The 13,591-nt window shown below is 42.6% G+C and carries 13 protein-coding genes and 1 tRNA gene; 9 read left to right on the plus strand and 5 right to left on the minus strand.

All coding sequences use genetic code 11. The features are described from left to right. Positions 1–60 precede the first annotated feature (60 nt). Positions 61–2,034 (minus strand): hypothetical protein, encoded by a 1,974-nt coding sequence (locus tag DEO27_RS24160; protein WP_112574907.1) that lies wholly within the window; start codon positions 2,032–2,034, stop codon positions 61–63. A 103-nt stretch (positions 2,035–2,137) separates the two neighbouring features. Here DEO27_RS24160 and DEO27_RS24165 point away from each other — a divergent pair, with 103 nt between their 5' ends. From DEO27_RS24165 to DEO27_RS32045, 7 genes are all read left to right on the plus strand, one after another. Beyond that, the gene (locus DEO27_RS24165) at positions 2,138–2,320 is read left to right on the plus strand and encodes a hypothetical protein (RefSeq protein ID WP_112574908.1); all 183 of its coding nucleotides are present in this window, start codon (positions 2,138–2,140) and stop codon (positions 2,318–2,320) included. Between the two features lie 159 nt (positions 2,321–2,479). After that, on the plus strand, positions 2,480–3,550 hold the full coding sequence (locus tag DEO27_RS24170) for a hypothetical protein (RefSeq protein ID WP_112574909.1): 1,071 nt from the start codon (positions 2,480–2,482) through the stop codon (positions 3,548–3,550). A 1-nt stretch (position 3,551) separates the two neighbouring features. After that, positions 3,552–4,262, plus strand: coding sequence for a hypothetical protein (locus DEO27_RS24175; RefSeq protein ID WP_146750115.1), 711 nt, complete (start codon positions 3,552–3,554; stop codon positions 4,260–4,262). Between the two features lie 124 nt (positions 4,263–4,386). Continuing rightward, positions 4,387–5,805, plus strand: coding sequence for a type IV secretory system conjugative DNA transfer family protein (locus DEO27_RS24180; protein WP_112574911.1), 1,419 nt, complete (start codon positions 4,387–4,389; stop codon positions 5,803–5,805). Then, the gene (locus DEO27_RS24185; protein ID WP_112574912.1) at positions 5,802–6,224 is read left to right on the plus strand and encodes a hypothetical protein; all 423 of its coding nucleotides are present in this window, start codon (positions 5,802–5,804) and stop codon (positions 6,222–6,224) included. The genes DEO27_RS24180 and DEO27_RS24185 overlap by 4 nt, the downstream gene beginning before the upstream one ends. Continuing rightward, positions 6,221–6,400: a hypothetical protein gene (locus DEO27_RS24190; RefSeq protein ID WP_112574913.1), complete on the plus strand. Its 180-nt coding sequence runs from the start codon at positions 6,221–6,223 to the stop codon at positions 6,398–6,400. Before DEO27_RS24185 ends, DEO27_RS24190 begins: the two co-directional genes overlap by 4 nt. A gap of 57 nt (positions 6,401–6,457) precedes the next feature. Continuing rightward, positions 6,458–8,065: a recombinase family protein gene (locus DEO27_RS32045; protein WP_223818267.1), complete on the plus strand. Its 1,608-nt coding sequence runs from the start codon at positions 6,458–6,460 to the stop codon at positions 8,063–8,065. On the opposite strand, the gene DEO27_RS24200 is transcribed toward DEO27_RS32045, so the two are convergent. After that, a tRNA-Met gene (locus DEO27_RS24200) sits at positions 8,025–8,097 on the minus strand. The genes DEO27_RS32045 and DEO27_RS24200 overlap by 41 nt on opposite strands. 220 nt (positions 8,098–8,317) lie before the next feature. On the opposite strand from DEO27_RS24200, the gene DEO27_RS24205 reads away from it, so the two are divergent. Continuing rightward, positions 8,318–8,731, plus strand: coding sequence for a nuclear transport factor 2 family protein (locus DEO27_RS24205; RefSeq protein WP_112574914.1), 414 nt, complete (start codon positions 8,318–8,320; stop codon positions 8,729–8,731). Positions 8,732–8,894: 163 nt separating this feature from the next. On the opposite strand, the gene DEO27_RS24210 is transcribed toward DEO27_RS24205, so the two are convergent. Further along, complete coding sequence (locus DEO27_RS24210; RefSeq protein ID WP_190295222.1) at positions 8,895–9,485, minus strand: C40 family peptidase; 591 nt, start codon at positions 9,483–9,485, stop codon at positions 8,895–8,897. 227 nt (positions 9,486–9,712) lie between these two features. Between DEO27_RS24210 and DEO27_RS24215 the strand changes: the two genes are divergently transcribed. Continuing rightward, positions 9,713–11,644: a glycoside hydrolase family 127 protein gene (locus DEO27_RS24215; RefSeq protein ID WP_112574916.1), complete on the plus strand. Its 1,932-nt coding sequence runs from the start codon at positions 9,713–9,715 to the stop codon at positions 11,642–11,644. A 34-nt stretch (positions 11,645–11,678) separates the two neighbouring features. Here the strand turns inward: DEO27_RS24215 and DEO27_RS24220 are convergent, their stop codons facing one another. Together DEO27_RS24220 and DEO27_RS24225 are read right to left on the minus strand one after the other, a co-directional pair. Continuing rightward, complete coding sequence (locus DEO27_RS24220) at positions 11,679–12,602, minus strand: helix-turn-helix domain-containing protein (RefSeq protein ID WP_112574917.1); 924 nt, start codon at positions 12,600–12,602, stop codon at positions 11,679–11,681. A gap of 78 nt (positions 12,603–12,680) precedes the next feature. After that, positions 12,681–13,541 (minus strand): SDR family NAD(P)-dependent oxidoreductase, encoded by an 861-nt coding sequence (locus tag DEO27_RS24225; protein ID WP_112574918.1) that lies wholly within the window; start codon positions 13,539–13,541, stop codon positions 12,681–12,683. Positions 13,542–13,591: the final 50 nt, after the last annotated feature.

A 13,591-nucleotide genomic window follows, 5' to 3' on the forward strand; every position in this document is an offset into this window, starting at 1 on the left:
CTAAGACCCGAAAAGTAAATGCAGACCCTTGGGCGACCAAACAACACTCCTCGCATGTAATCAGAAGATGTCGAACATGTCAAGAGTAAAATACCAAAATGGCGGCCTTTCCGTATATAAGTCCATAACGCACGCCCGCACTTCAAAAAGAAGGTTTAGGTGGCCGGGCAGTGTTCCGTTATAAGCTATTATAAGTGATTGCTTGAATTTATCCCTTAGAGCGGGTATAAGTGACTCAATTTCCTCGCTATAATGATATGTTTGAAGAACACATATGCCTTCGCAACCTGAGGCTATTAAAAGGGCCAGTATTTCCCTTTGGTAGTATATCGGAGTGTTTTCAAATATGTGAAGTATAGATCCAAGCCGACCACGCCAAAAAGATTCAGTTTGGGGAACACTTGCTTCTTTAAGTAAACGTTCTAATGTATGGTTTTTAGTTAATACATCGAAGAAAGGCACCGTATTTCTGATTTCCTGAAAGTAGTTATCTTTTGCAATATCACCAGATGGCTCGTCTGAATAGTAATGAATATTTAATATGTCGTATGCCAATTCAGGTTCATCGCATTTGTGAAAGACATCAATAATTTCTAATAATATATCATTATTATTGAAGTACAATTCATCTAAATGCACTTTACATAAGCCGTCACTCAACAATATTCCATGATGGAAATAGATGATCTGGTCATCTTCATAATATGGCATTAAAAAATGCTCAAGCGAAAAATAGCGGTTTAGAACTTTGCAAGATGGATTGGACAAGTCAAAGTCAACTATTTGCGCATTGCTTCCTCCAGAATAATGGATCGCGAGTTTTATCAAAGCCTTCCAGGTAAAAGTCTGGTTGTGAAAACAATAAAGACATCCGAGATGATAAAGAGCTTTTGATAAACCTGGAAAAAAAATATTTAATCTGACTAAATCATGTTCAATAATATCAACAAATCGGCCATGAATTCCTTTTGTGAAAGTTCGTGTTTGATCCTCACTCTCCTTTATTATAATAAATAATATTTTGAATATGGAAGTGCTATAAATTTCATTATAGGAAAAACCATCTACTATTGGTTGCCAAGATTTTTTAAAAAATAGTATTTTATTAATAATCTCAACATTGTCTCGAGAAGTTAATTCAAAGAAATTGTTGCCTAATAAGTATTTCCTTATGTTGGGGTGCTCGGAGACTCTGTCTGAAACAACAACTTTTACGTTATTAAAATGACCTACTTTTTCAAATAAATCTTCTATTCTTTCTTGGCGTGCTAAATAGGCGGACAAATCATCTAAAATGAGAATGTATTTTAGATTGCTTATAATATTCTTTAAATCATCCTTTAAAAAGCTTTCTAAACTAATAATCCATAGGACTACAAACCCCTCATTTATACATGCCACAGTCATCTGTCGAAGAAAAGTGGTTTTACCGACACCGCCCAATCCATGAATTAAGGCGGATATTGGGGGCTCCCAGGCAAATGATTCTTTTATTTGATTAATGACTTGTTTAATCACTGGTCTTGGACAAGCCCAATCATTTGCGATTCCGACCCATTGACAATCGTTTTTCTGTTTAGCCAAATAAAAATCCTCCACATCGTGGTTAAAGGTATTTTTCTTTGCCTTGCTCACAAACTCTCTATCAATAACTTCGCAGCCCGCTATTTTACCGTTCCTCAAAAAATACCTACCCGTGTCTTCTTCAATACTAACAAGTAAATATTTCTCAAACAAATCGATTGTTGTTTTTTCAAACCACCTATTTTCTTTAAGTGGCATCTCATTTCCATTTTTGTCAAGTGTTCTATGAAAAAATCTTATCAGAGTATCGCCATCAAAGACTTGACCGATCTTTTTTTCAAATACGAGATTAAGCCCAACATAGACCTTGCTACGTTTGTCCCTATTAAATTTTAAAACTATTTTATCTCGTGATTTAACGTCATCCAAATACTTGTTGATAACTTTTTCTCTGAGTTCATTCAAGTAACCCGCCTTGTATAATTCTCTTGACGATCGTTGTTTAGCCATACTTATATTGCTGGTAGGTGGTCTAATAGGTGTAAATCGGTGATCTAATAGGTGGATATAACGCTAATATATTCAGTGCTTTACGTAAAAATAAACAGAAGGTATGAAAAGCACAATCCAAACAAATAATAGCGAGGAAATTACAATTAAACACTTCGGTATTTCCAAAAGCAGGCAAGTCAATTTTCGCGATCTCCTCAACGAGTGGAACCATACGCCGCCTATGAAACAGAACCAATCAACCAGCAGAAAACCCGAAGTAGATGAAAAAGCAACAAAACACTAAACACAAGTCAAGCAAGTACCCGACCCGAGGACATGCAAAGATCATTCTCGACTTCTTGGAAATGTCGGAGCTACCCAAACATGATTCTCCTTTCAAACTGTACAGCGACTGCAAATTTATCGCCCCTGCTCGAATAACCAACCACTAAACCCAACAACGATGAGCACACTTGAAAAAAGCATGCAACAAAGGCCGGAATTAACGGCCTTTGTTCAAGAACAACTGAAACAGTTCGACCAATACAACCTCATCGATGCAGAAAATCATGGGGGAAGAGATAAGCCTTCCTTATCGGAACAGAATATCAAACCGTATCTCATCGGCAATCACCATAAGGCGCAGGCAATCATAGGACATGTGGCAACCGAATTACAAGCTGCAATATTGGTGTCCGAGGTAGTTGAAAACGAAAAAATCACACAACGAAAGCTGCAAACCTTGCAAAACAAACTGGTTGCCGTGAAAGAAAAGGCGGTGGAATTTGAAAAGACACTAAAAGATACACAGTTTGAGGACGGCTGGTTTCATCCATACTTAATATGGCTTTGCATATGCATACCCCTGTTAGGCGACAGCATGCTGAACCGGCCAGCGTTTGAAACCTACGGGTACAGCTACATTGAGTCTCTGGGCATAAGCGTATTGCTTGCCGCAGCCCTCGCGGTGCTGGCTCACTGTTTCAGTCGAATTGTGGCATTGGGGAAATCCGTTTGGCAGAAAAGAGCAATTGGGGCTGCAATTTTCCTGTTAATAACTGCTCTATTCTATTACTTGGCAGACACGCGTATCTCATATCTCTCAAGTGAACCAGATGCGGCAAACGTCCATCTCAGCGCTGTTCCCATTGCGGCAATGTCAGTATTGTTATTCGGTGTCGCAGTCGGACTAAAGCATTTCTTTTTCCCGACGACAGAGCAACGTAAAGCGATCCACGAATATCAAGCTTCAAAACAGCAGTATGATGATAACAGAGCCGAACAGCAATGCATTGAACAGGAAATAGAAACGCTGAAGCAAAAACAGGAGGAATTGCGACAGGTGAACAGTGCTCTGTATGTCTATGGCGGCAGATTGGAAGACATGATTATTTCTCATGCGTATGCCGGATTCGCCACCTGGCAAAAGGTGAATATGATGCACAGAACGGATAATGGTAGGCCGCTATGCTTTGACCATGACGAATACCCCTTTGCATTTCAACGAAATTTCAAACCGATACATCACTCTTGATATGAAAACGATTCTATTACGCATAACAATAGCAATGAGCATAGTGTTCATTGGCTGCAAAAAGCCGTCAAATCCCTATGATACGACAATGACCGTGATGATCGACGAAACGGATTCACTGCCTGTCTATCCAACCTCGCAAGCATTGCTTGCACCCTTTAAGCTTGCAGAAAATCCCTGGCAGGGCTTGCAGATAACATTGGTTGGCATCACCGACAAAGACGTCAATGCCACCCAAATTGTCTCACTGCCGAAGGAAGACCGGCTTACCGGCAACATCGCCATCAGGCGGGAAAAGGTGAAACGGTTCAGCAGCGAACTGCAAGCCGAGCTCATCCGCTTTGACAGCACCCGAAGTTATTCGCACTCTATTATTTTTCGGGCAATCGCCCATCAAGCAACTCTGTTGGCAGAAAGATCATTTAGCAATCGGTATCTTTTAATTTACAGCAATCTGCGCGAAAACAGTGAAGTCAACTTCTATAATCCGCAAACACTCGCGCTACTGCAACAACATTCGGAAATAATCGAAAAGCAACTGGCAGCTAACAGTCCGTTGCCCTTACTTAATGGTGTACAAGTATGGTTTTTATTTGCGCCTCCTACGTATCATCAAAACAATGTCTATATGCCGATTGCCCGCTTTTACGAGCATGTATACAAGGCGCGCCAGGCAGAGGTGCATGTAGAAACCCAATTCATATTGCCATGAAAATATTGGTAAAACTCTTAAAGTTTCTCTGCTACAGCGTGATCGTAGTTGCGGAATACATTCTTATGATGCTGTTAGACATCATTAAACACATGAAAAAAGCATTCCAATAAATCATATTCAAATGAAAGAAATCATATCAATCCTATTAAAATGTATTCAATTCATTTTCTCACTAATAGCTGATCTTTTCAGTGCCATTGTTGATGCATTTTCGAAACAAAAAGGGTTCAACGCGGAGTTCGGCAGCGAGCGCTCAATTGCATCTCGATTTAATAACGGTTTTGTTATCTCCAAAAACAGACGGTTATCACGCAAGGCCTCATTTTCAAATCTTTTGTTAGTTGGCCCCACCGGATCCGGCAAAACGTCGAGAATTTTATTGAAAAATTTATTCGCGCTTAAAAAATGCAGCCTGATTGTAAATGACCCATCCGGCGAACTATTCATGCGTTCAAGCGGTTATTTAAGCCAGTATTTCAAGATACTTACCATTAACTTCTCAGACACTTCGGCAAGCACTGGCGGGTTTAACATTCTTTCGAGGATTAAGAAGCCCAACGATGTTAATAAGATCGCACACCTCTTGGTTGCGACAAGTTTAGACAAAGGCAATTCCGACTTCTGGTCAATTAGCACTAAAAGTTTATTATCCATATTGATACGCCTTACCTTGCACCAACGGGAGCAATACCGCAACATGGCGAACGTTCTTCATTTGCTGCATACCCTTGCTGCGTATCCAGAAAGAATCGACGTACTTGTTGCCAACTCAAAAGATGAAAAATTGTTACTGGATTACAAATCTTGCATTTCCACACCAGAACGCACCTTGCAAAACATTATTGCTTCGACAAAGGCAGCACTACAACTGTTTGATGATCCAGAGATCGCTAAAACGACCGCCCAGGACAACATCAGCTTTGACGAAATACGGGCAACTCCGACGATTATTTTCCTCCATAACAGCGTCGGCGACCAGAAATATGTAAGTATCCTCAATAGTATATTCTTTGAACAGTTCTACAATCACGTTTTGCAACGACTCCCGTCGAAGAAAGAACTCGACTTGTTTGTGATCTTGGAGGAAGCGTCATCAATGTACATTCCGTTACTGGCATTAGCGACAGCCAACTGTCGCAAAGCACGAGTTGGGAATATCATAGCCGTGCAGACCAAAGGCCAGCTTAAAACATTTTACAAGGATGATGCGGAAAATATCGCCGCCAATTGCCTCACTAAACTGTATCTCCCTGGGCAAACCGCTATGGATGAACTTCGGGAAATTGAGGCCTTGGGTGGAAAATCAATTTACACGGATGAAAAAGGGATTGAACGAGTAAAATCACTGATTACAACAGACGAAATACGCTTGTTACCCGAAAATCGCTCCGTCATCATTTCCGGTAATAAACCGCTCATTAAAGGCCGGACATCTCCGTATTATCGCTCGTTAATTTACAGCAGCTATGGCAAAATCTCTTCCGTTTCTTTAGAACGGAGCATCCCCGATACACCAGTACCACTTATTGAACTAAAATGAAAACGCGAAGTACAGCTTTATATCAATATCTCCTTACCGCTGGTGTCATCGGCGGTTCAAAGGAAGATATTGCGCTGGCAAAAGCGCAATACCGCAAGTTGTACAAGAAGCAATGGAAAGCCCGGCACCGGCCACGCAAGGAACTTCGCATCGAAGTTACCCTGAAGCAATTGGCAGACATCAAAGTAAAAGCCGCTTCCGCCAACATGCGGCACACCACATTTGCAAGATCAATTTTACTACTCTCCTTAAATGAGCCGTTACCGCTTTTTCATCGAGATACACTGTTACAGGTATTGCAGTACATCAGCATGGCCAGTATTCATATCACCCGTAATAACCCCAACCGGGTACAGGTATTACGTTTAGTGCAACAGGCTGAAGTCGCATTACTTCAATACCTCAACCAACTGCCATGAAAAAGCGTTTGCACATAGATTATTTGCGTCAACATGATCTCACCATCGAAGAGGTAAAAGCATGTGCAGTGTTTGAACATCTCACCGACGAACAGGCCAAAGAAGTCATTGCTACGCTGAAAACATTTACAAAAATCGTCTACGACTATTTCAAAAAAGAATACAAAAACCATTGAAAATCAAGCACTTTTTCGTATCTTAATGTCACAATAACAATCTATTATCTATTAGTTATGAGTGAGTTAGCAATCTTTCAGCAGTTCGGAAAAGGCAGCCAATTACATGCAGTACAAGGCTCACAATGCGTTATTTATACACGGGTGAGCACACCAGACCAAACCGAAAACCTCAGCCTTGAAACACAGCGCAAAGCCTGTGTCGAATACGCCAAAAAACATAATTACACAATTGTAGAAAGTTTTGGAGGAACGCACGAGTCGGCGACAAACGACGAACGCAAAGAATTCACCCGCATGCTTGATTTTGTAAAAAAATCCCGAAAACGCATCTCTCATATAATAGTATATAGCCTCGACAGGTTTAGCCGTAACGAACACGCGATTTGGCTAAGTGCGCAACTCCGCAAACTCAATATCGAAGTGATCAGTGTCACCCAACCGATGGATACAACAAATCCGACTGGGCAAATGCATCAACGGCTTGTCATGGTGTTTAATCAGTTTGAGAACGAATTAAGACGTCAGAAATGTACCGCTGGGATGAAGGAAATGCTTTTACGCGGGGACTGGCCGACTAAGCCGCCACTGGGGTATGACAGTATTCAAAAAAATGGCGCGCGAACGATCGTTATAAACGCAACCGGAAAAATATTGCGCCACGCCTTTATTTGGAAGCTTGAAGAAGATTTGTCGCACGATGCCATACGCGCCCGGCTCGCACAAAAAGGAGTAGTGCTTTGCCGTCAGCGCATCACTGCCGTGCTGCGCAATCCCTTTTATTGCGGCCTACTCTCTCATAATATGTTGGATGGTGAAATCATACAGGGCAATCATGAACCGCTAATATCCCGTGAACTGTTTCTTCGGGTCAATGGCGTTATGGACACACATACCCATGGCTACAGCATAAAGGAAGAGAACGAACACATCCCGTTAAAGCGGTTCCTATTGTGCGAGAAATGCAACAAGCCGTTGCGCGGATATATCGTAAAAAAGAAGGGTATACACTATTATAAATGCTGTACTATCGGCTGTGGCACCAACCGCAACGCACAGGTACTCAACGACCGCTTTGCAGAAGCGTTAGAAGCATTCAAACTTGACCACGATCCTGAAGTACTTCACCTTATCAAACAACAAACTGTCGCCACCTTCAATCAATATATGCAGGGTCATCAAGACGAACACATGATGCTTGTGCAAAAGCAACAAGAATTGAACAAGAAAATAGAACGGCTGGAAGAGCGCTTTATCGAAGAAGAACTGACCGCAGACCTCTATAATAAATACACGGCAAAATACAACGAAGAATTAAGCGACATAGAAACGGCGATAGCCGAGGCTTCCCAAGTGTCGAACCTGCGGGAGTGCATCGGCCTTGCGGTTGATTTCGCCGTTAACATAGCTAAAAAGTGGGTTTTGGCCGATTATTTCACCAAGCAACGGATACAAAATCTGCTCTTTCCTTCGGGTATCTTCTACAACAAGGAAATGGATGAGTGTCGAACCGAGCGGGTTAATTCTGTGTTTTTATATCTCGCTCATTTAAAGCAACTTACGCTAAAAAAACAAAAGGACATAGTAGGTTTTACTATGCCCTTGTTCGATTTGACTCGTTCCGTAGCGGGAACAGGACTCGAACCTATGACCTTCGGGTTATGAGCCCGACGAGCTACCAACTGCTCCATCCCGCACTGTTTTGATAATGCAAATGTACAATAAGTTATCACATCTGTGTGTCACAAATTGGTGCAGGCAGTTAACAATCTCTTAACACGCTATCATCTAACCTGTTAAATTCATTGATATAAGTCAATTTCTTTCTTACGACACATCAATGTGCAGCTTTCGGGCTCTTTGCACTTTTGTGATGTCCCCGCCGATGAACGGTCAGGATCATAAAACACAAGCAAAATGAAAACCGCTAAAGAATTATTGCTCGCCTATCTTGAAAATATCAATAATCCAGATAAAGCCATTGAATTATTCGCCGATGATGCCGTCTTTGAACTTCCCTACCTGGCAAACCTGGGCTTACCGTGGCAATGGAAAGGCCGCGAAGTGATCTACAACTTCCTTAAAAACCTGCCTAATACATTCGGCAATTTTAAATTTCAAAACATCAGGGTTCATATTGATACGCCAGACCAGGCCTTTGGCGAGTACGATGTAAATGCCATAGTCAACTCAACAGGTCGGGCTTATCCGCAAACTTACATGGGACGCGTGGTTGCCGAAAATGGCAAGATCAAACTGATCCTCGAAGCGTTGGATATGGCCATAGTAGCTAAAGGGATGTTTCCTGATGGGTTAGCACATTTGGTTTAATTATTGAAAAATCAAACCGCAACACGACTTGTCCGATGCTAAACCGCCGCTCTAAAAAAATCGTTACGCGGCATGGGCAAACCGGCGAAGGGAACATTGCAGCTGCTCTTGTAATGGGAATTACCAGACACGCAATTATGCGTCTCTGCAATAAAAAAGAAAACTAACGGGCTTCCTGTAAGGTATCAGGCACAGCATCTTCATCCTCTTCCTGTGCTTGTGGATCTCCTTTAAACACACGGATGGTTTTAATATACCTGCGCTGGTACCTGTCATTCATAGCAGTTATTGTAACGCCATTCTCATCGCCTGAGGTAGAATGGATAAATTCCAGCGGTTCGCCGGGTTGTGATATTACAATGCCGATATGGCCTGCACTATGGTAATTGTGACTGCGGGTGCCAGTGAATAATATCAGGTCGCCAAATTTGGCATCTTTAATATCAATACCCTTAACCGGCGCAAAATCTGAAGAACTGCGAGGAATGGAAATACCAAAATGAGTAAAAACGTAATTCACAAAACCAGAACAGTCAAAGCCTCGTTCAGGATTGCTTGATCCGTACCTGTACCGGATCCCTTTAAGCGTTTGAGCAAACTCCACCAGTTCGTCGGGTGTGGTTTCGCCTGTTTCGTAATTAGTTTCAATTTCAGCGTAGTGATGCCTTAACCTGGTGTGGCTGTGCAATTTGGCTGCTTTATTTGCTTTATGTTTTTTTGATGCATGAAGTACGGCAGGCTTTACCGGCTTCATAAGTGATAGACAAGCTACAAGGAGGAGTTTGGAACCAATTACAAAATGCATGTTGTAATGATAGGTAAAAAATTCCGGGGATAGTAATCAAATTGTAAAAAAGATAATGGAGGTATGATACTATTATTTCATTTCCTTGATCAAAAGGCTCAAAATTGGTGTTGAAATAACAATTATAAAAATCATTGTTTATTTTAGTACTACTAATCCAATTGTAATACCCAACCATGACAACCAGGAAAGTAACACGCAGCTTTTTAACGCTGTTTTCGATATTAATGTGTCTTTATACTTCCCTTCAAGCGCAAAGCCAATCCGCCCTGCATTCGTTTAAACTGCAACAGGTTACGCTTTTGCCCGGCGTGTTTAAGGATGCCCAGTTAACAGATAAAAAATACATACTGGCTTTAGACCCCGACCGTTTACTGGCCCCCTATTTAACCGAAGCCGGGTTTAAGCCGAAAAAGAAAAGCTATGCAAACTGGGAAAACACCGGCTTGGACGGGCACATAGGTGGTCATTACTTATCGGCCCTCTCGTTCATGTATGCCTCTACACACGATGCTGAACTGAACCGCAGGTTAGACTATATGCTGGCCGAACTAAAACGCTGCCAGAATAAAACAGGAAGCGGCTACCTTGGTGGTACACCAGGGGGCACCGCTATGTGGAAGGATATTGCCGCAGGTAAAATTGAAGCTGATACTTTCGCCCTAAATAAAAAATGGGTACCACTATATAACATTCATAAGCTTTTTGCTGGCTTGAGGGATGCCTACACCATTGCCGGAAAAGCTGAGGCTAAAACGATACTGGTTCGCCTTACAGATTATATTTATGGAGTTTCGCTCAAATTGAGTGATGAGCAGATCCAAACCATGCTTATTTCTGAGCAGGGCGGCTTGAACGAAGTATTTGCAGATGTGTCAGTTATAACCGGGCAGGATAAATACCTTAATCTGGCCCGGAGGTTCTCGCATAAAGAGATCTTAAACCCATTGATCCAGGGGCATGATGAACTTAACGGCTTGCATGCCAACATGCAGATCCCTAAGGCTGTAGGTTTTCAACGTATTTCAGAAGTTGGCGGCGACGCGGACTACGGCAAGGCAGCACAGTTTTTCTGGGAAACCGTAACCAATAACCGCTCGGTGGTGATAGGTGGCAACAGTGTTAATGAGCATTTTAACCCGACGGGTAATTTTACCAAAATGATAACAGACATTGCCGGGCCCGAAACCTGCAACTCCTACAATATGCTCAAACTCACCCGTCACCTTTTTGAGCACTCTGTAGATGTTAAGTATATGGATTTTTACGAGCGGGTTTTATACAACCATATCCTATCGAGCCAGCACCCTGGTCATGGCGGGTTTGTTTATTATACTTCCATGCGTCCGCGTCATTATCGTGTTTATTCGCAGCCGCAGGTTGATATGTGGTGCTGTGTGGGTTCGGGGATGGAAAACCACGGTAAATACGGCGAGCTTATCTACAGCTACCGGCAAAAAAACATTTATGTAAACCTGTTTATCGCCTCCCGCTTAAACTGGGCAGCGCAAGGGCTTGCGCTTTCACAACAAACCCAATTCCCTGATAAGGAAACCACCAAACTTACAGTAGAAGCGGTAAAGTCGGGCAAATTTGATATCAACATTCGTTACCCGCATTGGGTGAAAGCCGGTAAGCTACAAATTAGGATCAATGGTGCCAACGTACCAATTGATGCTCAGCCCGGCTCCTACGTAAAACTTAACCGTGCCTGGAAAAAAGGCGACGCCATAGAAGTACGTTTGCCCATGGAGCTGAGCACCGAAGCATTGCCGGATAGTTCTCACTATGTAGCGTTTTTGAACGGCCCTATTGTATTGGCAGCAAAAACGGACACAACAGATCTTGATAATTTAATTGCCGATGGCGATCAGTTTGGTGGCTACCGTGCACGTGGGAAAATGTACCCATTAAACGAAGCTCCTGTAATAACCGGCAACCTGGCTGATGTAGATAAGTACCTGAAACCAGTTGCCGGTAAATCGCAAACTTTTGTGGCTCCAGAGCTGATCAGTCCTGCCAAGTTTAAAAACCTGGAGTTTATCCCTTTTTACAAATTACATGATGCCCGGTATATGATTTACTGGCACGAGGGTAATCTGAAATAAACAGGGAAGTTAATAAAGGGCTCCTCCCCTGTTTTTAGTTAAAAGACCGTCTGAATTCGAGCGGGGAAAGATTTGTTTTGGTTTTAAATAACTTGCTAAAAGATTGCGGATGTTCAAAGCCCAGCTCGTAGGCCACTTCGCTTACCGATAAGCTGGTGGTTGATAATTTTTCCTTCGCTTTTTCGATAAGCTTATGGTGGATGTGCTGCTGCGCGTTTTGCCCGGTAAGGGATCGTAACATATCGCTCAGGTAACTCGGTGAAATATTTAGCTTTTCGGAAAGGTATTGCACCGTTGGGATTCCCTGGCTTGAAGATCTTTCGCCGGCAAAATATTCATCCAGAATTTCTTCCAGTTTTAGCAGCAAATCACTGTTTACCGCCTTTCGCGTAATAAATTGACGTTTATAAAAACGGTTGGCGTAATTGAGCAGCAATTCTATTTGGGAGATAATAACATCCTGGCTAAAATCATCTATCCTGCTGTTCAACTCCTCTTCAATAAATTTAAAAATGGAAATAATGGTTATTTTTTCCTTTTCCGACAAGTGCAGTGCTTCATTGGCCGAGTAAGAAAAAAAGCCATACTGTTTGATCTTTTTCGCAAACGGATAATTCCACAAAAAGTCCGGATGGATCAGCAAGGTATAAAGGGCGCAGTTGGTTTCATTATGCCCGTTGTTGCCGCCGATAACCTGGTTTGGGGAAGCAAACAACAATCCCCCTTCGTCAAAATCATAATAATCCTGGCCATATTTTATCGGTGCGCTAAGTCTTGGTCGGTATGAGATTTTATAAAAGCTAAGCACATGAGCGCCGGACGGCGGTCTTGGCGTATCCGGGCTGTTTGCCGCAGAAATCAGGCTGATCAGCGGGTGCAGCGGTTTGGGTAAACCAAAAGCCCGGTGCACATCCGATAATGAATCAAATTTATGAGGACTGCTTTCTTCTTTCTTCATCTCAAAACTTAATACAATGATAACCGATAATATGTTTAAATACCGGTTATCATGGGTGTTTTACAAAGCTGTGATTATTTATTTTGGCTGCCCCTGGGCTGCATTAGAAACAGATTCCCATTCTTCCCAAAGGGCCAATCGCTCGGTATAAGCGGCGCGGACCCATGGTAAATTATGGCTGCCAAGGAAAAACCTTAGCGGAGGGTTCTCCACATCCACAATTTTGAATATAGCATCAGGCGTAGCCTCCGGGTCGCCTCTTTCCATCGTTTTTAAACTGTCAACAAATTTCGTTTTAAAATCTGTGTAGAGATCCATGCCGACGGCAAACTTCAACGAATCCTGGCTGCCAAATTCAGTAGCATAAGCGCCAGGCTCAATGATGGTCACTTTAATGCCTAAAGCCTCCACCTCTTTAGCCAAACTTTCGTGAATTGCCTCAAACGCCCATTTTGAAGAACAGTAATAGCCTATCACCGGCAGGGTCACATGGCCAAGCCCACTTGATGTGCCCAATATATGACCACCGCCCTGTTCCCTCAACAAAGGCAACGCTGCCTTGATCACCGACAGCGTGCCGAAAATATTGGTTTCATATAATGCCCTTACATCGTCAGCGCTTCCTTCTTCAATTGTCCCCACCAATGAGTATCCGGCATTATTGAGCACAATGTCAAGTCGCCCGAAATGGGCGTGAGCCTGCTCCACAGCTGTTGTTACCTGATCGGGGTTGGTTACGTCAAGTTGTAATGTCAATACGTTTTCACCATACTTTTCTTTCAAATCGGCAATGCTTTCCAGCTTACGTGCCGTAGCGGCAACTTTATCGCCACGTTTTAACGCAGCATCGGCCCAAACACGTCCGAAACCACGCGAAGCGCCTGTAATAAACCATACTTTAGCGCCAGTGCCTTTTGAGCTATCATTTTGATGTTCCATAATTTTTTATTTTGAATACATCAAAGGTCTGCAGATGCTGCTGGCTGCAA

It is taken from the genome of Mucilaginibacter rubeus, from assembly GCF_003286415.2.
GTDB lineage: Bacteria > Bacteroidota > Bacteroidia > Sphingobacteriales > Sphingobacteriaceae > Mucilaginibacter > Mucilaginibacter rubeus_A.